Source organism: Streptomyces sp. NBC_01077, from assembly GCF_045162855.1.
GTDB lineage: Bacteria > Actinomycetota > Actinomycetes > Streptomycetales > Streptomycetaceae > Streptomyces.
Window position 1 is genome coordinate 2355431 of sequence record NZ_CP108669.1, and the last position, 25702, is coordinate 2381132.

Below are 25702 nucleotides of genomic sequence, written 5' to 3' on the forward strand. Positions count from 1 at the left end.
CCGAGCGCACACTGAGCGAAAGGCCCTGGCGCTTATGAACACCACGGTCAGCTGCGAGCTGCACCTGCGCCTCGTTGTGTCGAGCGAGTCCTCACTGCCTGTACCCGCGGGCCTGCGGTATGACACGGCCGATCCGTATGCCGTGCACGCCACCTTCCACACCGGAGCCGAGGAGACGGTCGAGTGGGTCTTCGCCCGCGACCTTCTCGCCGAGGGGCTGCACCGGCCCACCGGCACGGGCGACGTCCGCGTCTGGCCATCCCGTAGTCACGGTCAGGGAGTCGTCTGCATCGCGTTGAGCTCCCCCGAGGGAGAAGCCCTGCTCGAGGCCCCGGCGAGGGCCCTGGAGTCGTTCCTGAAGCGGACCGACGCCGCCGTGCCACCGGGCACCGAGCATCGGCACTTCGATCTCGACACGGAGCTCTCCCACATCCTGGCCGACAGCTGAGCCAGGCCGAGAGCCGCACGGCGCCGTCCGACTCGGGGCGACGGCGCCGCGCGGGCAGTCACATAGGCACGACACCGGCGCTCCCCACCGCGCAGCCGGCGCGGTGGTGGGCGCCGTTGTCCTTTTCCCGGTCGCGCTAAAGTCAGCGCCATTCCGCGGGCGCCCGCCCGCGGCCGGCCAGGGAGCGAATCGTGCTGATCCCTCACGACACCCGGATCGCCCTCGACACCGTCGTCGATCTGATGAACACCGCGCCCCAGGGCGACCGCGCCGACGAGCTCGCGGACATCCCGGGGCTGCAGACCTTCGTCCACGCGCACAAGATCAGCGGCGTGGGCGAGCTGGGCCCCGACGACCTGCGGGCCGTGCGCGAGGTGCGTGAGAAGTTCGCGGCGGTCTTCTCGGCCCCCGAGGCGCGGATCGCGGCTCCCCTGATCAACCAGCTGGTGGCGGGTGCGGGCACCACGCCACAGCTCACCGACCACGACGGCTACGACTGGCACGTGCACTACTTCGCGCCGGGCGCCTCGGTGGCCGACCACCTCTCGGCCGACTGTGGCATGGCGCTGGCGTTCATCGTGGTGGCGGGCGAGCAGGAGCGGCTGCGGCGCTGCGAGGCGCCGGACTGCGGCCGGGCCTTCGTCGACCTCTCCCGCAACCGCTCGCGGCGCTACTGCGACAGCCGCACCTGTGGGAACCGGCTGCACGTGGCCGCGTACCGGGCGCGCCGCAAGGAGGCGGCGGGCTGAGGCCGGGGCGCCGGTCGGGGCCGGGGCCGTGACCGCCGCCGGGGCCCTCACCGTACGAAGAGATCGTTCACGGCGGCCATGAGCAGCAGACAGCCGATCACCCCGAGAAAGATCATCAGCGGGGGCTGGGAGAGCGCGAACAGACAGCCGCGCGGCTCTTCGTCAGGGGCATCGGGGGCGGCGGGGACGGTCTCCCGCGAGGTATCCAGCATCTCGGGGGGATGATGGCGCACCCCGGACCCGGGAAATCCCGCAACACGCCCCACAGCAAGGGCTGTTCATCCCTTCCCGTGGATCACGGGAACGGGAATCGCCAGAAGCGATCAGATTCCGTGCTTCTTCAGAATCGCCTCGATGTCGCTGAAGTCCTCTCCCGTCGTGCCGGACTGCGGCTTCGCCGTGACGGCACGCGAGGGCGACGACGCCGCCGGAGCCACGGCACTCGGCTCGGTCCCGGCGGTGGTCTCCTTGCGGTCGCCGCGGCGCCGCTCCACCGCCCGGGTGGACAGGAAGAGCAGCCAGGCGACGCCCAGGACACCGAAGCCGGCCCAGGCGACCGGACTGAACGCCGTGTCCGCGATCCAGTCGACAGCGCCCGTCATCACCAGGCCGAGCGGCACCAGGGCGTAGGCCGCGATCCGGGCGGCGGACAGGAAACGCTTCCGGTACGCCGTGATCGCGGCGATGCCCAGGCCTGCCGCGGCCACCGCGGAGAAAATGGTCTCGGCGAGCATGCGGTCCTCCAGGTCCCGGGTGATACGTCCCTTCCATCCTGCACCGGTGAGGCCCTCTCCGGCCATGTCCCGGGCCCGGTCTCAGGGAGATCTCCGGGTCACCCCCGCCGGATCTCCTCCCCAGGTCCCGGTGGGGAGCCGCCCGCCCCTCCCCGGTGAGGGAGACTGCTGTCATGAGTGACTCCACCACCGCACCCGCCTCCCCCGTCGTCCTCGAGGCGTGGTTCGACCTCCAGTGCCCCGACTGCTTCCAGGCCCTCGACGACGTCCGCGCGCTCCGTGAGAAGTACGGCGACCGGCTCGATGTACAGCTGCGGCACTTCCCGCTCGCCAAGCACAAGCACGCGTACGCGGCCGCGCAGGCCGCCGAGGAGGCCGTCGAGCAGGGCAAGGGCTGGGCGTACGCGGAGGCGCTGCTCGCCAGGACCGCCGAGCTGGGCGAGCGGGGCGAGCCGGTGCTGATGGAGGTCGCCACCGGACTCGGACTCGACGCCGAGGAGTTCGACACCGCGCTGATCGACGGCCGGCATCTGCTGACCGTCGACGCGGACGAGGCCGAGGGCAAGGCGATCAAGGTCACCGGCACGCCGACCTATGTCATCGACGGGGAGCGGCTGGACGGCGGCCAGAGCCAGGACGGTCTGCGCGCGCGCATCGAGGAGATCGCCGACCGTCTCCTGAAGGCCTGATCGCGCCCCCCTAGCGCAGCTCCTTGGCGCTGTTCACGTAGGTCGTGCGGTAGCCCAGCGACTCGTACAGCCGGATCGCCGGGGTGTTGCCGGCGAAGACGTGCAAGCCGAGCAGGGTCTCCCCGGCCTCCCGCGCGACCCGCTCGGCGAGCAGCATCAGCGCCCGGCCGTAGCCGTGTCCCCGCTGGGCCTCGTCGACCTCGATGTCGTACACGAAGGCCGCCCAGCGCCCCGGCTCCAGCTCGATCCGGCCGGTCCACAGGAAGCCGGCGGGCCGTCCGTCCCGGACGACCACGTGGATCGCGACGTCGGGGGTGGCGAGGCCCTCCGGGAGGTACCTCTCGTGGCTGCTCTCGGCCTTGGCGCGGGCCTGGTCCTCGGGGACGCCACGGTCGATCCAGCTCTGCGCGAAGCCCTGCTTGGCCCGGACCGCCCACTCCCCGTACTCGGTCTCGGACATCGGCCGGACCTCGACGCCGCCCGGCAGGGCCGGCGGCTCGGCGGGCAGCTCCTTGACCATGTTCCGGCTGCGCTCGGTGTAGCCGAGCGAGCGGGCCATCCGCAGTGCCGCCCCGGCGTCGGCGGGCACCGATATCTGCACCTCGGCGCAGCCCCAGCCCCGCAGCACCTCCTCGGAGGCGAGCGCCGCGACCGTGCCCCGGCCCCGTCCGCGGTCCGGCTCGTCGACCCGGAGCCGGCCGATCACTCCGGAGGCGGCGCCGAAGCCGGGATCGGTGGAGAGGTGCACGGAACCGACACGGCGGCTGTTCACGCACACGTCGTAGGTGCGGGAACGGCCTCCGTCGGGCGTCTGCTGAAGCGGCTCGGCCGGCCGCAGGGTGGTGGTCATCAGTGGTGTTCTACCCACCCCGGGGCCGTCCGTCATCAGGTTTTACGCGAGGCGCGGATCCCGGTCGCGGGCGGCGTTCTCGTCGAAGATCCGCATGGCCTTGGCGGTGACCGGGCCGGGCGCCGGCGACAGCTCGCGCCCGTCGACGCGGTGCACGGCCTGGACGTCGCGGAGGGTCGAGGTCAGGAAGATCTCCTCGGCGCTCTCCAGGACGTCCAGCGGCAGATCGGTCTCCTGCGCACCGGTCCACTCGACGGCGAGGGCGCGGGTGATGCCCGCGAGGCAGCCGGAGGAGACGGGCGGGGTGTGGATCTCTCCGTCGACCACGACGAAGACGTTGGAGCCGGTGCCCTCGCAGAGCTGCCCCACGGTGTTGGCGAAGAGCGCCTCGGACGCGCCCTGCTCGCGCGCCCGGGCGAGGGCGACCACGTTCTCGGCGTACGAGGTGGTCTTGAGCCCGGTGAGGGCGCCGCGCTCGTTGCGGGTCCAGGGCACCGTGATCACGGCGGTGGAGTCGGCACGTCGGCCGGTCTCCCCGAGGCCCACGACCAGGCCGGCCCCCTCGTCGCCGCGCTCGGAGCCGAGCGGGGAGAGACCGGCGGTGTACGTGATGCGGAGCCGGCCCAGCTCCATCGGGTTCGCGGCGAGGACGGCGGCGCAGGCGCGGCGGACCTCGTCGAGGTCCGGGTCGGGCAGGCCGAGACCGCGGGCGGAACGGGTGAGGCGCTCCAGGTGGAGGGTGAGAGCAAACGTTTCTCCCCGCTCCGCCTTGACCGTCTCGAAGACGCCGTCGCCGACGGTCAGTCCGTGGTCCAGCACGGAGACCAGGGCGGTCTCCGCGTCGTGCAGCCCGCCGTTGACCCAGAGTTTCATCGAGAAGTGGCCTTTCCGCTCGCCTCAAGGGCGCCTGACTCGTAGGCGCCCGACGCTATCGCGACCAGCCGGGACGCCTTCAGCTCGGTCTCCCCCCACTCGCGCTCCGGGTCGGAGCCCCAGGTGATCCCCGCGCCGGTGCCGAAGCGGAGCACACCCTCGGCGCGGTCGATCCAGAAGGTCCGTATGCCGACGGCCAGCTCGGCGGTGCCCGCGTCGGCGTCGACCCAGCCGACGCCTCCGCAGTAGGGGCCGCGGGGAGCGGTCTCCAGGGCCTCGATGATCCGCAGCGCGCTGGACTTGGGTGCGCCGGTGACGGAGCCGGGCGGGAAGGTGGCGTCGAGCAGCTCGGGCCAGCCGGCGTCCTCGCGCAGCAGGCCGGTGACCATGGAGACGAGGTGGACGAGGCCGGGGTGCTCCTCGATCGCGCAGAGGGCGGGGACGGCGACGGAGCCGGTCTCGCTGACGCGTCCCAGGTCGTTGCGGACCAGGTCGACGATCATCACGTTCTCCGCGTGGTCCTTGGGGAGGAGGTCGGCGGCGGTGCGGCCGGTCCCCTTGATGGGCCCCGAGGAGATCAGGGCCCCCTCCTGGCGGAGGTAGAGCTCGGGGGAGGCGGTGGCGATCTCCACCCCGTGCGCGGGCAGGCGGATCGTTCCGGCGTACGGGGCGGGGTTGCCCCGGGCGAGGAGCGCGGTGAGGGCGTCGACGTCGGCGGCGGCCGGGTCCGGCAGCGGCGCGGTCAGCACCCGGCAGAGGTTCGCCTGGTAGACCTCGCCGCGCGCGATGTGCTCGCGCACGCGCCGGACGCCCGCGATGTACGCGGCGCGGTCGAGGGAGGACGTCCAGTCACCGGCGGCGGGGCCGAGCCAGCCGCCGGGGACGGGCGGGGGGACGGGGTCGGCCCGCACGTCGCCGAAGCGCGCGCAGGTCAGACGCCCCTCGAAGTCCGCGCAGACGGCCCAGAAGCCGGCGGAGTCCAGGGCTTCGGGGTCGTGGGTGACGTCCCGGAGGTCGGTCGCGACGAGGCCGCCGAAGCGGGCCAGAGGAGCAAGGTCGTGCACGCATCGAGTCTAGGTCCGCCGAAGGAGGGACAGCGGGGCCCTTGCACCGGGGGTTCCCCGCCACCTCGGGAACACGGCGAGTGAACGTGGCGCGAACCCTCCGGGACGCCCGGCCGGGCACTCGGATCGGCGCGCAGGTCAGCACGCTGCGGAAACGCGTTTTTGTGCTGGCCCAGGAATCCGCTAGAGTTCAACACGTCGCCGGGACGCGCAAGCGAAACGGAAACGACAAGCGGACGTGGCTCAGTTGGTAGAGCATCACCTTGCCAAGGTGAGGGTCGCGAGTTCGAATCTCGTCGTCCGCTCGATGTGGGGGATCTTCCCGAACCCCTGTATTCACTCCTGGTGGAGTGGCCGAGAGGCGAGGCAACGGCCTGCAAAGCCGTCTACACGGGTTCAAATCCCGTCTCCACCTCCAAGGACGATTAGCTCAGCGGGAGAGCGCTTCCCTGACACGGAAGAGGTCACTGGTTCAATCCCAGTATCGTCCACTGGACCTTCGGGTCCTGGATCTTCGGATCCCCCGCGCGATTAGCTCAGCGGGAGAGCGCTTCCCTGACACGGAAGAGGTCACTGGTTCAATCCCAGTATCGCGCACGCAGTACGCAGTACCTTCGGGTACGTTCGTGTGCACCACCCGCGCGATTAGCTCAGCGGGAGAGCGCTTCCCTGACACGGAAGAGGTCACTGGTTCAATCCCAGTATCGCGCACCATCAAAGAGCCCCCGGCCGCATCTCGCGGCCGGGGGCTTCTTCGTGCACCGGAGGCCCGGTGCACCCTCCGTCAGGAGGAGAAGAGCATCCGGCCGAAGCCGCGCTGGCGGTAGTGACCGCCGCCGTGGTGGCCGCCCTGGTGCGGGGCGCCCCAGGCGGGTGCGGCGGGCTGCGCGGCCGGGTACGCCTGCGGGGCCGGCGGGGCGGGCGGGGCCTGCTGGACCCACTGGGACTCCAGGCGGGTCAGGGACTCCAGCTCGCCGTAGTCCAGGAATATCCCGCGGCAGCCGCTGCACTGCTCGATCTGGACGCCGTTGCGGTTGTACGTGTGCATGGCCGCGTGGCACTTGGGACACTGCATCGTCGGCTCAACTCCCTGACTTCGCCGTTCGAATGGTGGCTTCACCTTACGTGGACGCCGAAGGGGCCGAGTCGGTTCGATGCCCGGCGATACGGGCGCAGGTGTCGATCATCACGTCCTCGACCTCGTCGAGCGGCCGGCCCTCCGCCGTCGACTTCGCGAGGGCCAGGGCCGCCGTCTGGACCGTCAGGGCGCGGGCGGGCACGTCGAGTTGGACCCAGGGATCGGGGCCCACGGCCGGGCCGCCCGCCGCCTGGTACGCGCCGAGGAAACGGGACCAGACCTCCGGGGGCAGGATGCCGGCGGCGAACCAGGCGGCGGGGCGGGCCAGATCCCACGCGGGGTCGCCGAGACCGACGTCGTCCATGTCGATGAGTCGCCAGGGGGCCTGGAGCGGGAGGCCGGTGTCGCGGACCAGTTGGCCGAGGTGGAAGTCGCCGTGGCAGAGGAGGCGGGGGCCCGCTGCCGGGCTGTCCGCCGTCGACCGCCGGGCGTCGTCGGGGACGGATCGCCAGGCGGCGAGGACGGTGGTGGTGGCCGGGTGGTCCGGGGCCGTACGGCGCATCCGGTCCACGGCGAGGGCCGCCTTGGCGGGGGCCCGCATGTCCGGGAGCCGGTCGGCCAACCCGGGCGGCGGCGGAGTGCGGTGGAGGAGCGCCAGGAGCCGCGCGGCTTCCTCCCAGGGGGCGGCGTCGGGGTCCGCCGGGTCGACGGGTGGGCCGTACGGCCAGACCGTGACGGGGCGTCCTTCGAGCTCGACGATCGGCTCGGATGCGGGCGTCGGCGTCGGCGTCGGCGTCGGGAGGGGCTGGAGGAAGACCTCGGAGACATCCCGGTGGGCGGCGAGCGCCAGCCGTGCGCGGTGCGCCTCGGGGTCGGTGCCGGGGGCGTGCGCCTTCGCGACCAGTCGCCCGTGACGTACGACCGTTCCGTCGTCGCGGTCGGCCAGCACCCCGATCAGGTCGCTCGCGCAGCGGCAGCGCGTACCGGGGCGGTGTGCGGCGGCGTGCGCGTACGCGGCGAGGCCGTCGAGGAGAGGCCGGTCAGGGGAGTCCACGGGGGCGAGCGTACGGGGCGGGAACGCGCGAAGGCCGGTCAGCTCCCCAGCTGACCGGCCCCACGCTGCCGTCCGCCGCACCCCCGTCCCCACGGGGTTGATGGCCGGATGTTCCGACCCGGGCCGCTCTCCCGGGTCTGAGGCGCTTGTCAGCGCCCCAGCATCACGCCCACGGACGACGCCTGTGTGACCACCGCTTCCCAGCCGCCGAAGACGACTACGAGCAGGGCCGCGAGAGGGAGGACCATGGCGGTGGCCACCAGGGGATGACGCCGGCTCGAAGGCCGGGTGCTCGTCCGCGATGCCGTGAAAGCCATGGTTCCTCTCCTGTCGTGTCTGGCGCGGCGGGTGCTTGACCTCGGGGGACGAGTGCTGCACCCGCCGCTTGACATCAACTTTAGGGAGCCGGGAAGGCCCGGACGTCATGCCCGCGTACCGACTTACGGGCCTCCGGGAGGATGACGCCCGGCCGTACGGCGTACTCCCCTGGGTGGAGACGGGGGCGCGGAACCCGGGGTCTTCCCGGAGGGGTTCCGCCAGGGGCGGTGGAGGGGTGGCCCGGGCGTGACTTCGCTCACTTCGCGGGGCGCCGTAGGAACGCCCCGGTCCGGAGGCCTCGGCGGACGCCTCCGGGACCCCCGGACCAGCTTGTCGACACTTAGTCAACTGGGTTGTTGTGGTGGGGGGTTGGGGTGACCTCCGGCGCACGCCTTCGTCACCCGTACCCCTCAGCACTGACAATCGATCCCGGTGCGAGGGCGCGGCCTATGAGCACGTGCGGGCGCCACTACGTAAGCTGTGCCACGTCGAACGGACGAGGGGACGGACATGGCGATGATGCGGCTCCGGCGCGAGGATCCGCGGATCGTCGGGTCGTTCCGGCTCCACCGCAGGCTGGGTGCCGGCGGGATGGGTGTCGTGTATCTGGGGTCCGACCGGCGCGGCCAGCGAGTGGCGCTCAAGGTGATCCGGCCGGATCTGGCCGAGGACCAGGAGTTCCGGTCCCGGTTCGCCCGTGAGGTGTCCGCAGCCCGGCGGATCCGGGGCGGCTGTACGGCCCGGCTCGTCGCCGCCGATCTGGAGGCCGAGCGCCCCTGGTTCGCCACCCAGTACGTGCCCGGTCCCTCACTGCACGACCGGGTCGCCGAGGAGGGCTCGCTGCGCGCCGCCGACGTGGCCTCGATCGGGGCCGCGCTCTCGGAGGGCCTCGTCGCCGTCCACGAGGCGGGGGTCGTGCACCGGGACCTCAAGCCCTCGAACATCCTGCTCTCCCCCAAGGGCCCCCGCATCATCGACTTCGGCATCGCCTGGGCCACCGGGGCGAGCACCCTGACCCATGTCGGTACGGCTGTCGGCTCCCCCGGCTTCCTCGCCCCCGAGCAGGTGCGTGGCGCGGCCGTCACCCCCGCCACCGACGTGTTCTCCCTCGGTGCCACGCTGGCGTACGCGGCGATGGCCGACTCCCCCTTCGGGCACGGCAGTTCCGAGGTCATGCTCTACCGGGTCGTGCACGAGGAACCGCAGCTGCACGGGGTGCCGGACGCGCTGGCGCCGCTGATCCGGGCCTGTCTGGCGAAGGACCCCGAGGACCGTCCCAGCACCCTTCAGCTGTCGATGCGGCTCAAGGAGATCGCGGCGCGCGAGGCGCAGGGCCTGCCGGTCTCGCGGCCGCCGGTGCAGCGGGAGCGGACCGAGGAGCGGAACACCGTACGGCCGACCGAGCGGTACACCGAGCGGGACGTGCCCGGTCGTATGCCGGAGCGCGGCGCCGAGCGGGGTACGGAGCGCGGCGCGGATCGTGGCACCGAGCGTGGCGCGGAGCGGGACCGCGGTGGGCGTGGGCCCGGGCCGTCCTCCCGACCGTCCGCCGGGCCGCGGACGGGTGGCCGTCCCGCGACCAGGCCCGGTGCCCGTTCGACGTCGACGGGACGTCGCCCCGCCAACCCGCGGCTGCTGCGGCAGCGGCTCTTCGTCTTCGTGGTGGTGACGCTGGTGGTGGCCCTGGGCATCGCCGCCGCCCAGGCCCTTCAGGGGTAGGACCCCCGGGGCCGGGGTCCGGGGCTTGAGCTGGTGCCGGTGGGCCGCTCAGGACTCCGGGCGGCCCGTCGCCACCGCGTAGAAGGCCACCGCCGCCGCCGCGCCCACGTTCAGCGAGTCGACACCGTGGGCCATCGGGATGCGGACCCACTCGTCCGCGGCGCGCAGGGCCTGCGTGGACAGGCCGTCGCCCTCGGCGCCCAGCATCAGGGCCACCCGCTCCATGCGGTGCGGTGCGGCCTCGTCGATCGACATCGCCTTCTCGGCCGGCGTCAGCGCGAGCAGCTTGAAGCCCGCCTCCCGTACCGCCTCCAGGCCTCGCGGCCAGCTGTCGAGGCGCGCGTACGGGACGGAGAACACCGCGCCCATCGACACCTTCACCGAGCGCCGGTACAGCGGGTCCGCGCAGTCCGGCGACAGCAGCACGGCGTCCATGCCGAGCGCCGCGGCGCTGCGGAAGATCGCGCCGATGTTGGTGTGGTCGTTCACCGACTCCATCACGACCACCCGGCGGGCGCCGACGAGCAGGTCGGCGGCGTCCGGGAGCGGCTTGCGCTGCATGGAGGCGAGGGCGCCCCGGTGCACGTGGTAGCCGGTCACGCGTTCCGCGAGGTCCGGCTGGATCGCGTACACCGGCGCCGGGACCTCGTCGATGACGTCCCGCATCACATCGACCCACTTGGCGGAGAGCAGCATCGACCGCATCTCGTACCCCGCCTGACGGGCCCGGCGGATGACCTTCTCCCCCTCCGCGATGAACAGGCCCTCGGCCGGTTCCCTTCTGCGGCGGAGTTCGACATCGGTCAGACCGATGTAGTCGCGCAGGCGCGGGTCGTCGGGGTCGTCGATCGTGATGAGTTCGGCCACGAGGTGATACTGCCTTGTCCGGGGTGTGGTGCCAATGTGTGTGCGGCGGTGCGTCCGTTGCTACCTGACCAGGCGGTCCGGGCCTTCCGTCACCACGTCGCCGATCACGATGACCGCCGGCGGGCGGACCTCCTGCGTCTTCACGGTCTCCGCCACCGTCGCCAGCGTCGCGTCCACCCGGCGCTGCGAGGCCGTCGTGCCCTCCTGGACCAGGGCGAGCGGCGTCTCCGGGTTCTTGCCGTGGGCGATGAGCGCCTCGGCGATCTTCCCGATCTTGTCCACGCCCATGAGGATCACCAGCGTGCCGGTGAGCTTCGCGAGCGACGCCCAGTCGACCAGGGAACGCGGGTCGTCCGGGGCCACGTGCCCGCTGACCACCGTGAACTCGTGGGCCACGCCCCGGTGCGTCACCGGGATGCCCGCCGCGCCCGGGACCGAGATCGAGCTGGAGATGCCCGGCACCACCGTGCAGGCGATGCCTTCGGCGGCGAGCGCCTGCGCCTCCTCCATGCCCCGGCCGAAGACGAACGGGTCACCGCCCTTGAGCCGTACGACGGACCTGCCGGCCTTCGCGTGCTCGATCAGCGCGTTGTTGATGGCCTCCTGGGCCATGAACCTGCCGTACGGGATCTTCGCCGCGTCGATCACCTCGACGTGCGGGGGAAGCTCGTCCAGGAGGTCACGGGGGCCGAGCCGGTCGGCGATGACCACGTCGGCCTCGGCGAGCAGGCGGCGGCCGCGCACCGTGATGAGGTCCGGGTCGCCGGGGCCGCCACCGACCAGGGCGACGAAGGGGGTACGGGCGCGGCGCGCGGGCGCGGCGATCGAACCGTCGCGGAGCCCCTCGACGATCGCGTCGCGCACGGCGGCGGAACGGCGGGGGTCGTGGCCGGTGAGGACGGCCACGGTCACGCCCTCGCTGCGGCCGGTGGCCGGCGTCCAGGCGGTGGCCGCTTCCGCGTCGTCCGAGCGCACGCACCAGGTCCGGGTCCGCTCGGCCTCGGCGGAGGCGGCGGCGTTCGCGGCCGGGTCCGTGGTCGCCACCAGGGCGTACCAGGCGTCGGCCAGGTCCCCGTCCTCGTACCGGCGCTTGATCCAGGTGATCTCGCCCGTCTCCGCCATCACGTCCACGGAGGGGGTCGCGGAGGGGGAGATCAGTGTGATCTCGGCGCCTGCGGCGATCAGGGCCGGGAGCCGGCGCTGGGCCACCTGGCCGCCGCCGAGGACGACTACGCGGCGGCCCGCCAGGCGCAGGCCCACGGGGTAGGCGGGGTGCGTCGCCGGCTGGGCGGTGTGATCGGCGTGCTCGGCCATGGGTGAGCGGCTCCTCGGAGGGCGGGTGCTGGCCGCTGCTGCGGTGAAGCGGCTGGTGGGGCCACGATATCGGTGGCGGCGAGACGTCACGCTGTGACGGATCTCCCGGGAGGCCGAGCCGGTCTCCCCGTTGCGTCTCGGGGGGCTTCCGGTGGGGCCTTCGCCCGGTGGGCCCCTGGCGTAGGGGCCGCTCCGGGACCGTATGCGGGACTGCATGACGTACGGCGCGTGCAGGGACAGTTCATGTGTGCCCGCTGTGGACGCGCCACACATCACGCTCTACGTCCCGAACACGGTCCCCGCGCGTCCCCCACTCGCACAGGTGGGTGGGAGACGCGCAGGGGTGCTACTTCTCGGTGACGCCCGCCGAGTCGAACGTGGCCACCTCGTGCATCGCACGGGCCGCACTCTGCACCAGCGGGAGCGCGAGCAGTGCGCCCGTGCCCTCGCCGAGACGGAGGTCCAGGTCGACCAGGGGGCGCAGGCCCAGCTTGTTGAGCGCGGCCACGTGGCCCGGCTCGGCGCTGCGGTGACCGGCGATGCAGGCCGCGAGCGACTCCGGCGCGATCGCGCGGGCCACGAGCGCCGCGGCGCCGGTGGACACACCGTCGAGGATGACCGGGGTACGCAGGGAGGCCGCGCCCAGGATCAGGCCGACGAGGGCCGCGTGCTCCAGGCCGCCGACCGCCGAGAGGACGCCGATCGGGTCCGCCGGATCCGGCTTGTGCAGATCGAGGGCGCGACGGACGACGTCCACCTTGCGGGCGTGCGTCTCGTCGTTGATGCCCGTGCCACGGCCCGTGACCTCGGTCGGGTCGACGCCCGTGTAGACCGAGATCAGGGCGGCGGACGCGGTGGTGTTCGCGATGCCCATCTCGCCCGTGAGGAGCGCCTTGTTGCCCGCCGCCACGAGGTCGCGGGCCGTTTCGATGCCTACCTCGATCGCGGCCAGTACCTCGTCGCGGGTCATCGCGAGGCCCGTGGTGAAGTCGGCGGTGCCGGGGCGGACCTTGCGGGGCAGGAGACCGGGGGTGGCCGGGAGTTCGGAGGCCACGCCCACGTCGATGACGCAGACCTCCGCCCCCACCTGGTTGGCGAAGGCGTTGCAGACCGCTCCCCCGCCGAGGAAGTTGGCCACCATCTGGCCGGTGACCTCCTGCGGCCAGGGGGTCACGCCCTGGGCGTGGACGCCGTGGTCGCCGGCGAAGATCGCGACGGCGGCCGGCTCCGGGATCGGCGGCGGGCACACCCGGGAGAGTCCGGAGAGCTGCGCCGCGATGATCTCCAGCATGCCGAGCGCGCCGGCGGGCTTGGTCATCCGCTTCTGGCGCTCCCACGCCTCGCCGAGCGCCTTGGCGTCCAGCGGGCGGATGTTGGCGATGGTCTCCTGGAGGAGGTCGTGCGGCTCCTCGCCGGGAAGGGCGCGGCGGCCGTACGTCTCCTCGTGGACGACCCAGGCCAGCGGGCGGCGCTTGGACCAGCCCGCCTGCATCAGCTCGGGCTCCTCGGGGAACTCGTCGACGTAACCCACGCAGAGGTACGCGACCACTTCGAGGTGCTCGGGGAGGCCCAGGGTGCGGACCATCTCGCGCTCGTCGAAGAAGCTGACCCAGCCGACGCCGAGGCCCTCGGCGCGGGCGGCGAGCCAGAGGTTCTCGACGGCGAGCGCCGAGGAGTACGGGGCCATCTGCGGCTGCGTGTAGCGGCCGAGGGTGTGGCGGCCGCCCCGGGTCGGGTCGGCCGTCACGACGATGTTGACCGGGGTGTCGAGGATGGCCTCGATCTTCAGTTCCTTGAACTGCTTCGCCCGGGCCTTCGGCAGCGACTTGGCGTAGGCCTCGCGCTGTCGCTGGGCCAGCTCGTGCATCGTCTGCCGGGTCTCGGCGGAGCGGATGACGACGAAGTCCCAGGGCTGCGAGTGGCCGACGCTGGGGGCCGTGTGGGCGGCCTCCAGGACGCGGAGCAGCACCTCGTGCGGGATCGGGTCGGAGCGGAAGCCGTTGCGGATGTCGCGGCGCTCGCGCATCACGCGGAGAACGGCCTCGCGCTCGGCGTCGTCGTAGCCGGGGGCCGGGGGCGACTCGGCTTCCTCGGTGTCCCCTGCGGCTTCTGCGGAGTCCACTGTGGCTTCTGCAGCTTCTGCGCCGGGGGCCGTCTCCACCTGAACCGCCGTGACGACCTCGGTGGCGGCTTCGGTGCCGGCCTCGGTGGCGGTCTCGTCCTCCGTGAGCGCCTCCGGGGCGTCCGTGGGGGCGATGACCTCGTCGGCCTGGACCGGCTCGGTCTCCGCGTGCTCCGGATCGGCCTGCGGAGCCTCGGCGGCGGGCGCCGCCTCGGTCTCCGGGGTCGGCTCGGGCAGGGCCTCGGGGGCGCCTTCCGGTGCGAACGGGATCTCGTCGGCGACCGCCTCAACGGGGGCCTCCTCGACGGGGGCCTCCTCGACGGGGATCCGCGCCTCCGGGGTCGTCTCCTCCGCCACGGCGATCGCCTCGGCCGGGGCCTCGGTGGCGGCTTCGGCGACGGGCTCCGTCGGCTCCTCGGGCTGCGGCTCGGCCTCCGGGGCGTGCTCGGCCTCGGGTACGGCGACGGGCTCCTCGGCCTCCGCCGTCACGGGCTCGGGGGCCTCGGCGACCGGCTCGCCCTCGCGCGGGGCGGGGACGGTGACGAGGGCGTCGGGCGTCTCCACCGGGGCCTCGGGGGCGGCCTCCGCGACGGCTGCCGGGGCCTCGGGGGCGGTCTCGGGCTCGGACGGCTCAGCCGGCTCGGGCGCGGGGGTCGGCTCGGGCGCCGGGATCGGCGCCAGGTGGGGGGTCGTCGGGACGTTGCCCTCGACCTGGACGAACTGCCCGCTCTGCGGGACGACCGTTTCTGCGGGGACGGCCGGGACCTGCGGGGCCACGGTCTCCTGCGGCTGCGCGGCCCACGGCTCGGCACCCTGCGGCGCGAGCTGCTGGTCCTGCGCGATCTCGAAGTACTCGGGGCCGGTGGTCGGCGGGCCCGGGTTCCGTACCGGCATCGGCACGGGGCCGGTCGCCACGAGCGGCTCGGGTACGGGAATCGGCGCGGACTGCGGGGCCGGTGCGGGCGCGGCGGCGGGGCCGCGGTCGGCCAGCGAGAGCACCAGGCCGCCGGCCTCGGGAACCGGCGGACCCATGTGCAGCGGGCGGCGCGCCGCCTGCGGGGCGGGGGCCGTGGCGGGCGGGGGCATCCGGACTCCGCCGAGGTCGACGGAGCCGGAGTCTCGGCCGGCGGCCTCGTGCGCGCCGGTGTCGAGGATGCCGGGCTCGTAGCCGTGGTCGGTGTGCGTCGGCTCCTGCGGCGCCATGGGGATGCCGTGGGCGGGGGTGCCGGTGAGCTGGTCGAGCGGGACGCCGTGGGCGGGGGTACCGGTCGGCTGGTCCACCGGGACGCCGTGCGCCGGAGTGCCGGTGAGCTGGTCGAGCGGGACACCGTGCGCCGGAGTGCCCGTCAGCTGGTCCAGGGGGATGCCGTGCGCCGGAGTGCCGGCGAGCGGGACGCCGTGCGCCGGCGTGCCCAGCGGGACGCCCTGCGGCGGGGTCTGGTTCTGCGGGGCCGTGAGGACGTCGGCGAGGGCGACGGAGTCCAGTGGGGCCGTCAGCGGGTCCGGCAGGGGGCCGGTGAGCGGGTCGCCCATCACGGCCGGCGCGCCGGGAGCCGCCGGGTGCGGCACGGACGGCCCGCCCTGGTTCGGGACCGCGGATGCGGCCGGCGGAGGCACCGCGACCGGCGGCGCGGGCGCGACGCCCGGCGGGTGCTCGCTCCAGGCGCCCTGGGCGCCCGGCATCAGAAGCAGGTCGTCGTCCTCGGTGGTGTGCTCGGAGGGGTCCAGGAAGGTGTACGCGCCCGGTGCGGGGATGCCCGGCTGCTCGACCATGCCTGCGTTCTCCGGCAGCCCCTCGCCCGGGACCTGGCCGGTGTCCGTCATGCGTACCCCTCGCCCATCGCTTGTGCTCCTTCAGACCTGCGCCCGTCGACAAGAACGAGCGCGTGCGCCGCGCGGCACGAAGGACACGCGAACACCCACACATTGTCGCGGCCCCGGGCCTTCATGGCAGGGAGATTTGCCACGGTGCGCTGTGGACTGCGCCACGTCGCGCGGTCCCCCCTTGTCGAGTACCACGTCAGCGGCGCAATGTGGCCACCAATTCAGGACATTGACGAACGAAGCGCCGAACATCCGGATGCGGTACAACAATCGGCCAGCCTACCTGCCCCGGCGGGCGGCACGGTCACGGGTGGGGGTGGTGGGGTTACCCGTGGGGGGTGTCGGTCCTGCGGCCGGAGAGCAGGAAGACGACCGAACGCTCGCGTTCCGACCAGTCGTCCGGGTCGAGTCCGACCGTCTGGAGAAGGAGGGTCTCGACGGTGTAGCCGCCGTCGGAGAGGGCGGTGCCGATCGCCTCGGCCTCGTCGCGGGTGGAGGCGTGGGCGACGATGCGCTCGGGACGCCGGTCGGTGCAGGCCGTGACGACGGGGACCCCGCCGGCCGCGATGCGTACGACATCCGGTTCGGGCAGGCTCTCCAGGACGTGCGGGGCCCGGCCCCGCACCGTCTGGAGGGGTACGCCGTGGCGGCGGGCGGCCTGCTCGGTGCGGGCGCAGGCGGCCGGGTCGAGGTCCACGCCGATGACGGCGGCGCCGAAGCGGGCGGCCTCGACGGAGAAGGCGCCGCCCGCGCAGCCGATGTCCCACACGAGGTCGCCGGTGCGGGGCCCGAGGCGGGCGAGCTGGGCGGCGCGCAGGTACGGGTCCTCGCCCGCGCCGGTCCGTGCGCCGGCGGGGTCGTACCCCTGGGGGTCGTACTCCTCCGTGGGCAGCCCCCAGCCGCGCACCGGGGGCGCCGCCGGGTCCTGGCCCATCAGCCAGGGCGTGGCGGGGGTGCCGCCCGAGGTGCCGCCGATGACGAGGACGACGTTCGGGTCGCGCCAGGCGTGGTCGGCCGCCTTGTCGGAGGTGAGGACGGAGACCTGTTCGCGGTCGGTGCCGAGCTCTTCGCAGACCACGAAGGTGCGGTGGACGCCGTCGAGGAGGAGGGCGAGCTCGGCCGGCCCCGCGCCGGGCGAGGTGAGGACGGCGACCTTGGGGTGGGCGCGGCAGACGTTGACGGCGCGGCGCAGGGTGCGCTGGTGAGCGACGACGATCCGGGCGTCCTCCCAGGGCATCCCGGCCCGGGCGAAGGCGGCGGCGACGGAGGAGACGGCGGGGACGACCTCGACCTCGAGGCCGTGTTCGGGGGCGCGCAGGGTGCGGACGACGCCGAAGAAGCCGGGGTCGCCGTCGGCGAGGACGACGGCGGTGCCGCGGTGGCCGGCGATGCGGCGGGCGGCGAGGTCGACGCTGCCGAGGCGGATGCGTTCGGCGCCGGGCGGGACTTCGGGCAGCGCCAGGTGGTGGGCGGCGCCGGCCACCAGGGTGGCGGCGGAGAGCGCGGACCGGGCCGCCGCGGTGAGGGGCGAGCCGTCCCAGCCGATCACCGTGACGCGGTCGGCCATTCGTCGTCTCCTGGTGTCGTCGCAGGTCGGGGGCGTGCCGAGCGTACCCCGGGTGGGGCTGCGGGGCTCAGCTCCAGTCGGTGTACGAGGAGTATCCGGCCTCGGCCATCTGGTCGGCGACGCCGTCGAGGTCCTCGGGGAGGAGGCCCCAGACGATGAAGTCGGTGCGCAGATCGGTCCAGCTGCCGTCCTCGGTGCGGGTGCGGGCTATGCAGGCGTTGCGCAGGACGCCTTCGCTGATGCAGCCGATCTTCTGGGCGACCTGCTGGGAGGCGGTGTTGTCGGCCGCGGTGCGCAGTTCGAGGCGTTCGAACTTCTGGTCGCCGAAGAGCCACTGGGCGGTGGCGAGCGCGGCCTCGGAGGCGTATCCCTCGCCGCGGGCCCAGGGGGCGACGATGTAGGAGATCTCGGTGGAGCGGACCTTCCAGTCGGTCTTGGCCAGCTGGATGACGCCGACCAGGCGCTGGGTGAGGAACTCGGTGACGGCGAGGTCGATGCCGCGGCCCGCGGCGCGTTCCGCGGGTGCGTACTCGGTGATCCAGCGGCGGGCGGCGGCCTCGGTGAAGGGCTGGGGCACCGCGGTCCAGGCGCCGACGAGTTCGTCGTTCATCATCTCGGCGAGGGCGGTGGCGTCGGCCTCTTCGAACGCGCGCAGCACCAACCGGTCCGTGTTGATGGAGATGTCCGGAAAGGTGGTAGTCATGCGCAGCTCCATGCCGTGGACCGTCCGAATCGACCGTGAACGCACAGCATGCAGCATGCGGGCGCCGGTGCGCATGGCCGGGGGGATGTCGGGTGGGGGTGTGGCGAAGGCCCCGCGCACCGGACGGGATGCGGGGGGCCTTCTGCTCAAGGACTGTACGGGGGAGCCGGTCTGACGGTCCCTCGGACGCCGGACCTTACTCGGCGGCGCCGAAGGCCGGGATGACCGAGCCCTTGTAGGTGTCCTCGATGTACTTCTTCACCTCGGGCGAGTTGAGGAGCTTCGCGAGCTTCTGCACGCGGGCGTCCTTCTCGTTGCCCTCCTTGACGGCGAGGAAGTTGGCGTACGGGTTGCCGTCCGCCTTCTCCAGGGCGATGGCGTCGTTGGCCGGCGAGAGCTTGGCCTCGATGGCGTAGTTGCCGTTGATGACGGCGGCGTCGACGTCGTTCAGGGCGCGGGGCACGGTGGCGGCCTCCAGCTCCTTGAACTCCAGGCCCTTCTTGTCGGTGATGTCGGAGATCTTGGCGTTGGTGCCGACACCCGGCTTGATGGTGATCAGGCCGTTCTCGGCGAGCAGCTGGAGCGCGCGGCCGCCGTTGGTGGTGTCGTTGGGGACGGCGATGGTCTGGCCCGCCTTGATGTCCTTCACCGACTTGATGTTCTTGGAGTAGAGGCCCAGCGGCTCCAGGTGGACGTTGACCACCGGGACGATGTGGGTGTTGTTCTTCTTGTTGAAGTCGTCGAGGTACGGCTTGTGCTGGAAGAAGTTGGCGTCGACCTGGCCGGTCTCGGTGGCGGTGTTCGGCAGGACGTAGTCCGTGAACTCCTTCACCTCCAGCTTCAGGCCGGCCTTCTCGGCCAGGTTGTCCTTGACGTAGTTGAGGATGTCGGCGTGGGGCGTCGGGGACGCGGCGACGACGAGCGCCTTGGAGGCATCGCCGGAGCCGGCCGAGTCCTTGGACCCCGGGTCCGAGGAGGTGCCGCAGGCGCTGAGGCCGAGGGCGAGGGCGGCGGCGGTGGCGATACCGGCGGTGAGCTTGATGTTCTTACGCACGAAGAGTGCCTCTTTCCGGTGGTGCGGTGGTCGCCTGGACAACAAGTCCGGGCTGTTCTTCGAAGGACGAAGTCTGGGGGGCCGGGAGGCCGTTACGCGGTACGGCCCCGGCGGGCGAGGAGTCGTACGACTCCGTCGCCGATGAGCTGGACGACGGTCACGATCAGGACCAGGACGACGACGGTGACCAGCATGAACGTGGTGTCGAATCGCTGGTATCCGTAGGTGACGGCCTTGGAGCCGAGGCCCTCGCCGCCGACCGCGCCGGCCATCGCCGAGTAGCCGATGAGGACGATGACCGTGGTGGTGACGCCCGAGATCAGCGAGGGCAGGGCCTGCGGAAGCAGCACCTTGCGGACGATGGTGGGGATGCCGCCGCCCATGGCCTGGACGGCCTCGACGAGCCCGTGGTCGACCTCGCGGATCGATGTCTCGACGAGGCGCGCGAAGAAGGGGATGGCGCCGATGGCGAGCGGCACGATCATCGCGGTCGGGCCGATGAAGGTGCCGACGACGAGGGTGGTGAAGGGGATCAGGGCGATCAGCAGGATGATGAAGGGCAGCGAACGCCCGATGTTCACGATCGCACCGACGACCTTGTTGACCGGCAGGTTCTGCAGCAGTCCGCCCTTGTCCGTGAGGACGAGGAGGACGCCGAGCGGCAGGCCGCCGAGCACGGTGACGACGGTGGCCCAGAGGACCATGTAGAGGGTGTCGACGGTGCCCTGCTCCAGCAGTGGCTGCATCTCGGACCAGGTCACTTGGCACCTTCCTTCGCGAGCAGGGTCGCCGCGCCGGGCACCGCGTCCTGGGCAATCGTTTCTTCGGCGAACGCCGCGTCGAGGAGCGTCTCCTCGACGACCTCGACCTGGAGGCCCTGCTCGCGCAGGAAGCCGACCGGGACGACGTTGTCCTCGTACCGGCCGGGCAGCTCGATCCGCATCCGGCCGATCTGCTTGCCGCCGACGGTGTCCATCGCCGCCCCGAGGATCGAGATGTCGATGTTGTACGTGCGGGAGAGCTGCGAGATGACGGGCTGGCTCGCGGCCTCGCCGTGGAAGGTGACGTCGACGACCGTGCGGTCGGGGCCGGTGTGGGCGCCGCTGACCGGGAACAGCTCGGCCGCCAGCTGGGAGCCGGGGGTGGCGAGCAGTTCGCCGACGGTGCCGGACTCGATGACACGGCCGTGCTGCATCAGCGCGGCGGAGTCGCAGATCGTCTTCACGACGTCCATCTCGTGGGTGATGAGGAGGACGGTGAGACCGAGCTGCTGGTTGAGGTCGCGCAGCAGCTGGAGGATGGAGCGGGTGGTCTCCGGGTCGAGGGCGCTGGTGGCCTCGTCGGAGAGCAGGACCTTGGGCTTGCCGGCGAGGGCGCGGGCGATGCCGACGCGCTGCTTCTGGCCGCCGGAGAGCTGGCCGGGGTAGGACTTGGCCTTGTCGGCGAGGCCGACCAGGTCGAGGAGTTCGAGGGCCCGGCGGGAGCGCTCGGCGCCGGAGACGCCGAGGATCTCCAGGGGAAGTTCGATGTTGTCCTTCACCGTGCGGGAGGACAGCAGGTTGAAGTGCTGGAAGACCATGCCGATGCTGCTGCGCGCCCGGCGCAGGTCCTTGCCCGCGCGGCGGCCCTTCCCGGCGAGCGCGGTGAGGTCGAGGCCGTCGACGGTCACGGTGCCGGAGGTGGGGCGCTCCAGGAGGTTGACGCAGCGGATGAGCGAGGACTTGCCGGCGCCGCTCTGGCCGATCACGCCGAACACCTCGCCCTCGCGGACATGGAGGTCGACACCGTCCAGAGCGGTGACCTGCCGGCCGCGCGACTCGTAGACCTTGGTCAGGCCCGAAGTGGTGATCACAGGGGTTTTCCGTCACTGTCGAGTGCGCGACGCGGGGTCCGTCGTGCACGGGGCATTCGTCTTCGGACAGTCAGGCGCACGGAGGCCGGTCCGGCGGGTGGCCGGGAGTCGGCGGGTGCGCGGGGGCGGGCACGGTCCGCCGCCGGAAGGCGGGAGGAACGGCACGGCCGTCGGGTCTCGCTTCGGGGCGCGAAACTCAGGCGGGGGCCCTCAGAAGGCGCACATTCGACACATACAACGAGCACCGGGCGTCGTGATCGCCTCGGTCGCAAGGGTGCGGCTGCTCGTCGTGGTCATGTCTGCAAGTAAAGCATGCGCAGGTGCGAACGAAAGGGGGCTGTCCGAATAGCGGACGTCATTGAGACGCCATTCGGACACTCCGGAAGCCCTCCTTCCGCCCGCTTTCCCCGTGTGGCCTGCGGGGACGGGCGGGTCGGAGCGACGCCCGCGAAGAGGGTGCGAAGGGCCGTGCGGGGGCGCGTTGTGGCCAAGGCCACCTCCACCGCCCTCCCGGCCGCCGGACCCGTGCCGGGAGGGCGGTGGGGGGCGAGCGCATCGGGCCGTTCGCACCGTAATACCCTCGGGCGCATGCTTGACGTCCTGACGGTCGCGGTCTCCGTGGCCGCGCTCGCCCTCGCCGCCTGGTGCGGCTTCGCCGCCTTCCGCGACCAGTCGACCAAGGACTGGCACTTCATCGGCATGGCCGTGGTGACCTTCCTCGTCCTGGTCCAGCTGATCGTCGGGATCGTGCAGCTGACGCGCGGCGAGAAGGCGGAGGAGGGGGCGACGATCTTCGTCGCCTATCTGCTCGGCGCGCTGTGCGCGGTGCCCATCGCCGGTTTCATGTCGCTCACGGAGCGCAGCCGGTGGGGTTCGGCCACGGTGGCCGCCGGCGCGGTCGTCCTGGCCGTGCTCGAAGTGCGTCTCTACGACATCTGGACGGTGGGCTGACCATGACCGGGACGCAGGAGAAGGCCGCACAGGGCGCGAAGACCCGTCTCGTCACGGGTCCGGGCATCCTGCTCGTCTGGCTCTACGGCGTGATGTCGGTCGGCGCGGTCTCGCGCTCGATCTACCAGATCGCCACCGAGTTCGACCGGGCGCCGCTCGCGTACTCCCTGTCGGCGGTGGCCGCCGTCGTCTACGCGTTCATCACCTACACGCTGGTGCGGGGCGGGGAGACGGCCCGCAGGGCGGCGCTGGTGTGCTGCGCCGCCGAGCTCGCGGGCGTACTGATCGTCGGGACCTGGACGCTGGCCGAGCCGTCCGCCTTCCCGGACGCGACGGTCTGGTCGGACTACGGCTACGGCTATCTCTTCATTCCGGTACTGCTTCCGCTGACCGGTATCTGGTGGCTGCGCCGGTCGCGTACCGCGGTGGCCGCCTGAGTCAGGCGGCGGCCTTCTCCAGGGTCACCAGGGTGAGCCTGGGGCCGACTTCCTGGGTGCCGACCTGCGCGTACCCCTTGCTGCGGTAGAGGCGCAGATTGCCCTCGCTGCGGTGACCGGTGAAGAGCTGGAAGCGCTTGGCGGACGGGGCCGGCTGAACGGCGGCGCCGGCGAAGTGGCGCTCGATGCCGTCGAGGAGCCGGCCGCCGAGGCCGTGCCGCCGCATCCGCGGGTGCACGATCAGCTTGGCGATCCGCACTGTGCCGTCCTCGTCGAGCCGGGCCCGTACGGAGGCGACGACCTCGTCACCGAGCCGGGCCACCAGCCCGTACCCCTCGTCCAGTTCGGCGCGCAGGGCGTCGAGCGACTGGGTGAGCGGTTCGATGGACCAGTCCCCGTAGAGCTCCGCCTCACTCTGGTAGCAGAGGTACTGCAGCTTCAGGATGTGCTCCGCGTCTGCCGCGTCCGCTGCTGAGATGGTCACACTCAGGCCCATGTGTGCACGCCTCCCGCTCATCTGGTCGATCATCGGTTTACCGCACCCTTCCCCGTCGGCCGGGGGCGGGAACCTCTGCAGCCAGCATTCTGCGCAGGCATCCCAGGCAACGGGAACGCATCGGCCCCAGACTGCCCTGTGAGATACCCAACTCTCCTGCGATTTCCCGGTACGTGGGGTCCTCGGGATCGAGCATCGCGGTCAGCACCCGGGGGCAGCGGCCGGGTGTCCGGGTGACGGCGGCGCGCAGGGTGCGGCGCCCCTCGGCGACCATCAGCGAGTGCTCCGGGGAGCCGTGGGGCTCGGCGGCGCCCGGATCGCCGGCGGGCTCGTCCCGGTAGGGGCGCTCGCGGTCGCTCGTCCTGCGGGCCCGGCGGGCCTCCGCGCGGACGGCGCGGCGCAGCCATTCGGCGGGACGCTCGGGGGCGGCTCCTGTGTCGCGGAGCTGCTCCAGGAGGCGGAGCCAGACGGCCTGTTCCAGATCGCCGGGGTCGACACCGGCGGCCGGCGCCTCGGCGTCCGACTCGGCGGCGAGCAGTGGGGCGAGGGCGGCGAGGAGCCCGGGGGTGGCGGTGTCGCCGATGGCTGTGGTGCCGGGAGTGGTGGTGCCGGGAGTGGTGGTGCCGGGGGTGGTCGTGCCAGGAGTGGTGGTGCCGGGGGTGGTCATGAACCGCACGATGCCGGGGCACGCGGGCGTGGTTGCGGTACGAGGCGTAAACCACCCGGGAGGAGGTCGTGCGGGCCCGATCGGCGGGCCCGCACAGGTCTCCGGACTCAGTGGTGCATCCGGACTCAGTCGCGGGCGGTGAAGTCCGCCGCGCCCAGCAGGGCGGTGTCCGGGTTGTCGGAGAAGATGCCGTCGATCCCCGTCTCCAGGTACCGCTTCAGGGCACCGAAGGAGTCCCCGTACGCCGTCGGGTCCGTGCCCCTGCGGAAGTCCGCGGGCAGGAAGGAGTTCTCGTTGCGGTGGGTGTACGGGTGCAGGATCAGGCCCTCCGCGTGCGCGTCGCGGACCAGGGTGGTCGGATCGCCGAGGCGGCCGCTCGCGTCCTTCGGGATCACCAGGTCGAGCGTGGGGCCGATGCCCTTGGCGTACGACGCGATCCAGCGCAGGCCCTTGGGCGTGACCAGATCGGCGACCGTGCGGGGGTCACCGGCCTGGACGAAGTCCCAGGGGCGGCTCGTCGCACCGGAGAGCAGCACCACGCCGGGCGAGTCGACCAGCTTCGCGAGGCGCTGGATGCTGCTCGGCTCGAAGGACTGCAGGAAGACCGGGGAGTTCGCGCGGTGGCGGCCGTACCGGCGCAGCAGCTTGGCGAGGCGCTCCTCCAGGCCGAGGCCGAGGGAGCGGAAGTAGGTGGGGTGCTTGGTCTCGACATGGAGCCAGATCTCGCGGCCCCGGCGGCGGCCCTCCTCCTCGGCCCAGCGCAGCACCTCCTCGAAGGTGGGGATCGTCCAGCGGCCGTCGTAGAGGGTGTTCTCCTGGCGGACGGCCGGAATGCGCTCCTTGGCCCTGAGGGTCTTGAGCTCGGCGAGCGTGAAGTCCTCGGTGAACCAGCCGGTGAGCGAGACGCCGTCGACGCTCTTGGTGGTCTTCCGGGACGCGAACTCGGGGTGGTCGGCCACGTCGGTGGTGCCGGTGATGTCGTTCTCGTGACGGCAGACCAGGTGCCCGTCCTTGGTGGGCACCAGGTCCTGCTCGATGACGTGGGCGCCGAGGTCGAGGGCGTGCCGGTAGGAGCCGAGGGTGTGCTCGGGGCGGTAGCCGCTGGCGCCGCGGTGGGCGATGACGGTGGGGATGGGGAGGGAACGGTAGCCGCGGCCGTGGCCGTGGGCGCGGTCCGCCCCGGCGGTCGCGAGGTCGGGGGTCTGCGACGCTGCGGCCTGTGCCGCGCCGGTGCCGGCGGCGAGGGCCGTGGAGGCGCCGAGGACGGTGGCGCCCGCCGCTCCGAGAACCGTGCGCCGGGCCGGGGTCCGGCGTTCGCCCTGGGTCATGAAGTGTCCTCCTGTGTCATCTCCCGCACCTGTCGACGGGTGCCCCCGACGCTAGGCATCGGGGCCCTACGGGCGGCAGACCTACGCCGAACATGGCGGAAACACACGTCAACACTGCGTATCCACTCGGTGAACCCGATGTGCGCACAGAGGTGACCCGCGAGTATCGTCGCCAGCTGCACCGTCAGCTCGACTGACCCGCGTCCCACCGGAGGAACCGTTGTCCCGTCTCGCGATCATCAAGGCAGTGCTCGGGCCGGTCATGCGCCTGATGTTCCGCCCCCGCGTGGAGGGCGCCGAGAACATCCCGGGGACCGGTCCCGTGATTCTCGCGGGCAACCACCTGACCTTCATCGACTCGATGATCATGCCGATCTGCCTGGACCGTCCGGTCTACTTCATCGGCAAGGACGAGTACGTGACGGGCAAGGGCATCAAGGGCCGGGCGATGGCCTGGTTCTTCACCAGCGTCGGCATGATCCCGGTGGACCGGGACGGCGGCCGCGGCGGCGTGGCGGCCCTGATGACCGGCCGTCGGATCCTCGAAGAGGGCAAGATCTTCTCGATCTACCCGGAGGGCACCCGCTCCCCCGACGGCCGCCTGTACCGCGGCCGTACGGGCATCGCGCGGCTCACCCTGATGACGGGCGCGCCGGTGGTGCCGTTCGCGATGATCGGCACCGACAAGATCCAGCCGGGCGGGGCGGGGCTGCCGCGCCCGGGCAAGGTCACGGTCCGCTTCGGCGAGCCGATGGAGTTCTCGCGGTACGACGGGATGGACCGCGACCGCTATGTGCTGCGGGCGGTGACGGACTCGGTGATGGCCGAGGTCATGCGGCTTTCCGGGCAGGAGTACGTGGACATGTACGCCACCAAGGCGAAGGCCGCGTAACCACCGGACAGATGTGACGGTGCCCCGTACAGCCGCCTGGCTGTACGGGGCA

The 25702-nt window shown here is 72.4% G+C and carries 26 protein-coding genes and 5 tRNA genes; 12 read left to right on the forward strand and 19 right to left on the reverse strand.

Translation table 11 applies throughout. The annotated features are described in order from the left end of the window. Positions 1-34: 34 nt before the first annotated feature. Complete coding sequence (locus OG462_RS10415) at positions 35-448, forward strand: SsgA family sporulation/cell division regulator (RefSeq protein WP_015032345.1); 414 nt, start codon at positions 35-37, stop codon at positions 446-448. A gap of 191 nt (positions 449-639) precedes the next feature. Beyond that, a complete protein-coding gene (locus OG462_RS10420) occupies positions 640-1197 on the forward strand; it encodes a CGNR zinc finger domain-containing protein (RefSeq protein WP_406056651.1) in 558 nt (185 codons plus the stop codon). A 47-nt stretch (positions 1198-1244) separates the two neighbouring features. Here OG462_RS10420 and OG462_RS10425 read toward each other — a convergent pair whose 3' ends face one another. Next, positions 1245-1409: a hypothetical protein gene (locus OG462_RS10425; RefSeq protein ID WP_406056653.1), complete on the reverse strand. Its 165-nt coding sequence runs from the start codon at positions 1407-1409 to the stop codon at positions 1245-1247. 111 nt (positions 1410-1520) lie between these two features. Next, entirely contained in the window at positions 1521-1931 is a 411-nt protein-coding gene (locus tag OG462_RS10430) for a hypothetical protein (protein ID WP_406056655.1), read from the reverse strand. A 173-nt stretch (positions 1932-2104) separates the two neighbouring features. Between OG462_RS10430 and OG462_RS10435 the strand changes: the two genes are divergently transcribed. After that, positions 2105-2620 (forward strand): DsbA family protein, encoded by a 516-nt coding sequence (locus OG462_RS10435; protein WP_406056657.1) that lies wholly within the window; start codon positions 2105-2107, stop codon positions 2618-2620. A 10-nt stretch (positions 2621-2630) separates the two neighbouring features. On the opposite strand, the gene OG462_RS10440 is transcribed toward OG462_RS10435, so the two are convergent. The 3 genes from OG462_RS10440 to OG462_RS10450 are packed head-to-tail and all read right to left on the reverse strand — an operon-like array spanning position 2631 to position 5407. Then, the gene (locus tag OG462_RS10440; protein ID WP_406056659.1) at positions 2631-3470 is read right to left on the reverse strand and encodes a GNAT family N-acetyltransferase; all 840 of its coding nucleotides are present in this window, start codon (positions 3468-3470) and stop codon (positions 2631-2633) included. Between the two features lie 42 nt (positions 3471-3512). Beyond that, positions 3513-4343: an aminotransferase class IV gene (locus tag OG462_RS10445; RefSeq protein ID WP_406056661.1), complete on the reverse strand. Its 831-nt coding sequence runs from the start codon at positions 4341-4343 to the stop codon at positions 3513-3515. Further along, positions 4340-5407 carry a chorismate-binding protein gene (locus OG462_RS10450; protein ID WP_406056663.1) on the reverse strand — a complete coding sequence of 356 codons (1068 nt, stop codon included), beginning with the start codon at positions 5405-5407 and terminating at the stop codon, positions 4340-4342. The genes OG462_RS10445 and OG462_RS10450 overlap by 4 nt, the downstream gene beginning before the upstream one ends. Positions 5408-5639: 232 nt before the next feature. Here OG462_RS10450 and OG462_RS10455 point away from each other — a divergent pair. The 5 genes from OG462_RS10455 (at position 5640) to OG462_RS10475 (ending at position 6121) form a co-directional block, all read left to right on the forward strand. Further along, a tRNA-Gly gene (locus OG462_RS10455) sits at positions 5640-5712 on the forward strand. Positions 5713-5751: 39 nt separating this feature from the next. Beyond that, positions 5752-5825, forward strand: a tRNA-Cys gene (locus OG462_RS10460). A 1-nt stretch (position 5826) separates the two neighbouring features. Then, positions 5827-5898, forward strand: a tRNA-Val gene (locus OG462_RS10465). A 34-nt stretch (positions 5899-5932) separates the two neighbouring features. Further along, positions 5933-6004, forward strand: a tRNA-Val gene (locus OG462_RS10470). 42 nt (positions 6005-6046) lie between these two features. Beyond that, a tRNA-Val gene (locus OG462_RS10475) sits at positions 6047-6121 on the forward strand. A gap of 70 nt (positions 6122-6191) precedes the next feature. Here the strand turns inward: OG462_RS10475 and OG462_RS10480 are convergent. The 3 genes from OG462_RS10480 to OG462_RS10490 all read right to left on the reverse strand — a co-directional run bounded on the left by OG462_RS10480 (position 6192) and on the right by OG462_RS10490 (position 7856). After that, entirely contained in the window at positions 6192-6482 is a 291-nt protein-coding gene (locus tag OG462_RS10480) for a zf-TFIIB domain-containing protein (protein WP_406056665.1), read from the reverse strand. 46 nt (positions 6483-6528) lie between these two features. Further along, entirely contained in the window at positions 6529-7539 is a 1011-nt protein-coding gene (locus OG462_RS10485; RefSeq protein ID WP_406056667.1) for a phosphotransferase enzyme family protein, read from the reverse strand. A 149-nt stretch (positions 7540-7688) separates the two neighbouring features. After that, positions 7689-7856, reverse strand: a complete 168-nt coding sequence (locus OG462_RS10490; RefSeq protein WP_041662151.1) for a hypothetical protein — start codon at positions 7854-7856, stop codon at positions 7689-7691. A gap of 511 nt (positions 7857-8367) precedes the next feature. On the opposite strand from OG462_RS10490, the gene OG462_RS10495 reads away from it, so the two are divergent. Continuing rightward, positions 8368-9576 carry a serine/threonine-protein kinase gene (locus OG462_RS10495; protein ID WP_406056669.1) on the forward strand — a complete coding sequence of 403 codons (1209 nt, stop codon included), beginning with the start codon at positions 8368-8370 and terminating at the stop codon, positions 9574-9576. 48 nt (positions 9577-9624) lie between these two features. On the opposite strand, the gene OG462_RS10500 is transcribed toward OG462_RS10495, so the two are convergent. From OG462_RS10500 to OG462_RS10535, 8 genes are all read right to left on the reverse strand, one after another. Further along, a complete protein-coding gene (locus OG462_RS10500) occupies positions 9625-10443 on the reverse strand; it encodes a TrmH family RNA methyltransferase (RefSeq protein WP_406056671.1) in 819 nt (272 codons plus the stop codon). Positions 10444-10503: 60 nt separating this feature from the next. Then, positions 10504-11757, reverse strand: a complete 1254-nt coding sequence (cobA, locus tag OG462_RS10505) for a uroporphyrinogen-III C-methyltransferase (RefSeq protein ID WP_406056673.1) — start codon at positions 11755-11757, stop codon at positions 10504-10506. A 346-nt stretch (positions 11758-12103) separates the two neighbouring features. Continuing rightward, positions 12104-15703, reverse strand: a complete 3600-nt coding sequence (gene cobT / locus OG462_RS10510) for a nicotinate-nucleotide--dimethylbenzimidazole phosphoribosyltransferase (protein WP_406056674.1) — start codon at positions 15701-15703, stop codon at positions 12104-12106. Between the two features lie 325 nt (positions 15704-16028). Then, positions 16029-17270, reverse strand: a complete 1242-nt coding sequence (gene cbiE, locus OG462_RS10515) for a precorrin-6y C5,15-methyltransferase (decarboxylating) subunit CbiE (RefSeq protein WP_406056676.1) — start codon at positions 17268-17270, stop codon at positions 16029-16031. A 67-nt stretch (positions 17271-17337) separates the two neighbouring features. Next, complete coding sequence (locus OG462_RS10520; RefSeq protein WP_406056678.1) at positions 17338-17973, reverse strand: GNAT family N-acetyltransferase; 636 nt, start codon at positions 17971-17973, stop codon at positions 17338-17340. Positions 17974-18169: 196 nt separating this feature from the next. Beyond that, entirely contained in the window at positions 18170-19027 is an 858-nt protein-coding gene (locus tag OG462_RS10525) for a MetQ/NlpA family ABC transporter substrate-binding protein (RefSeq protein ID WP_406056680.1), read from the reverse strand. A 92-nt stretch (positions 19028-19119) separates the two neighbouring features. Next, complete coding sequence (locus OG462_RS10530; RefSeq protein ID WP_406056682.1) at positions 19120-19788, reverse strand: methionine ABC transporter permease; 669 nt, start codon at positions 19786-19788, stop codon at positions 19120-19122. Beyond that, positions 19785-20879, reverse strand: coding sequence for a methionine ABC transporter ATP-binding protein (locus OG462_RS10535; RefSeq protein WP_406056684.1), 1095 nt, complete (start codon positions 20877-20879; stop codon positions 19785-19787). The genes OG462_RS10530 and OG462_RS10535 overlap by 4 nt, the downstream gene beginning before the upstream one ends. Positions 20880-21467: 588 nt before the next feature. On the opposite strand from OG462_RS10535, the gene OG462_RS10540 reads away from it, so the two are divergent. Together OG462_RS10540 and OG462_RS10545 are read left to right on the forward strand one after the other, a co-directional pair. Beyond that, positions 21468-21830, forward strand: coding sequence for a hypothetical protein (locus OG462_RS10540; RefSeq protein WP_406056686.1), 363 nt, complete (start codon positions 21468-21470; stop codon positions 21828-21830). 2 nt (positions 21831-21832) lie between these two features. After that, positions 21833-22267, forward strand: a complete 435-nt coding sequence (locus tag OG462_RS10545; protein WP_406056688.1) for a hypothetical protein — start codon at positions 21833-21835, stop codon at positions 22265-22267. A gap of 1 nt (position 22268) precedes the next feature. On the opposite strand, the gene OG462_RS10550 is transcribed toward OG462_RS10545, so the two are convergent. The 3 genes from OG462_RS10550 to OG462_RS10560 form a co-directional block, all read right to left on the reverse strand. Continuing rightward, positions 22269-22763, reverse strand: a complete 495-nt coding sequence (locus OG462_RS10550; RefSeq protein ID WP_406056690.1) for a GNAT family N-acetyltransferase — start codon at positions 22761-22763, stop codon at positions 22269-22271. Positions 22764-22800: 37 nt separating this feature from the next. Next, complete coding sequence (locus tag OG462_RS10555; protein WP_406056692.1) at positions 22801-23430, reverse strand: sigma-70 family RNA polymerase sigma factor; 630 nt, start codon at positions 23428-23430, stop codon at positions 22801-22803. 125 nt (positions 23431-23555) lie between these two features. Then, on the reverse strand, positions 23556-24758 hold the full coding sequence (locus tag OG462_RS10560) for a glycerophosphodiester phosphodiesterase (RefSeq protein WP_406056694.1): 1203 nt from the start codon (positions 24756-24758) through the stop codon (positions 23556-23558). A 220-nt stretch (positions 24759-24978) separates the two neighbouring features. On the opposite strand from OG462_RS10560, the gene OG462_RS10565 reads away from it, so the two are divergent. Then, positions 24979-25650 (forward strand): lysophospholipid acyltransferase family protein, encoded by a 672-nt coding sequence (locus OG462_RS10565; protein ID WP_406056696.1) that lies wholly within the window; start codon positions 24979-24981, stop codon positions 25648-25650. Positions 25651-25702: the final 52 nt, after the last annotated feature.

Bases quoted from the DNA above. Each gene is read 5' to 3' on its own strand.
- OG462_RS10490 (WP_041662151.1), bottom strand. From the start codon at position 7,856: ATGGCTTTCACGGCATCGCGGACGAGCACCCGGCCTTCGAGCCGGCGT.
- OG462_RS10430 (WP_406056655.1), bottom strand. From the start codon at position 1,931: ATGCTCGCCGAGACCATTTTCTCCGCGGTGGCCGCGGCAGGCCTGGGC.
- OG462_RS10540 (WP_406056686.1), top strand. From the start codon at position 21,468: ATGCTTGACGTCCTGACGGTCGCGGTCTCCGTGGCCGCGCTCGCCCTC.
- cobT (WP_406056674.1), bottom strand. From the start codon at position 15,703: ATGACGGACACCGGCCAGGTCCCGGGCGAGGGGCTGCCGGAGAACGCA.
- OG462_RS10495 (WP_406056669.1), top strand. From the start codon at position 8,368: ATGGCGATGATGCGGCTCCGGCGCGAGGATCCGCGGATCGTCGGGTCG.
- OG462_RS10550 (WP_406056690.1), bottom strand. From the start codon at position 22,763: ATGGGCCTGAGTGTGACCATCTCAGCAGCGGACGCGGCAGACGCGGAG.
- OG462_RS10520 (WP_406056678.1), bottom strand. From the start codon at position 17,973: ATGACTACCACCTTTCCGGACATCTCCATCAACACGGACCGGTTGGTG.
- OG462_RS10440 (WP_406056659.1), bottom strand. From the start codon at position 3,470: ATGACCACCACCCTGCGGCCGGCCGAGCCGCTTCAGCAGACGCCCGAC.
- OG462_RS10415 (WP_015032345.1), top strand. From the start codon at position 35: ATGAACACCACGGTCAGCTGCGAGCTGCACCTGCGCCTCGTTGTGTCG.
- OG462_RS10425 (WP_406056653.1), bottom strand. From the start codon at position 1,409: ATGCTGGATACCTCGCGGGAGACCGTCCCCGCCGCCCCCGATGCCCCT.
- OG462_RS10445 (WP_406056661.1), bottom strand. From the start codon at position 4,343: ATGAAACTCTGGGTCAACGGCGGGCTGCACGACGCGGAGACCGCCCTG.
- OG462_RS10545 (WP_406056688.1), top strand. From the start codon at position 21,833: ATGACCGGGACGCAGGAGAAGGCCGCACAGGGCGCGAAGACCCGTCTC.
- OG462_RS10555 (WP_406056692.1), bottom strand. From the start codon at position 23,430: ATGACCACCCCCGGCACCACCACTCCTGGCACGACCACCCCCGGCACC.
- cobA (WP_406056673.1), bottom strand. From the start codon at position 11,757: ATGGCCGAGCACGCCGATCACACCGCCCAGCCGGCGACGCACCCCGCC.
- OG462_RS10560 (WP_406056694.1), bottom strand. From the start codon at position 24,758: ATGACCCAGGGCGAACGCCGGACCCCGGCCCGGCGCACGGTTCTCGGA.
- cbiE (WP_406056676.1), bottom strand. From the start codon at position 17,270: ATGGCCGACCGCGTCACGGTGATCGGCTGGGACGGCTCGCCCCTCACC.
- OG462_RS10480 (WP_406056665.1), bottom strand. From the start codon at position 6,482: ATGCAGTGTCCCAAGTGCCACGCGGCCATGCACACGTACAACCGCAAC.
- OG462_RS10435 (WP_406056657.1), top strand. From the start codon at position 2,105: ATGAGTGACTCCACCACCGCACCCGCCTCCCCCGTCGTCCTCGAGGCG.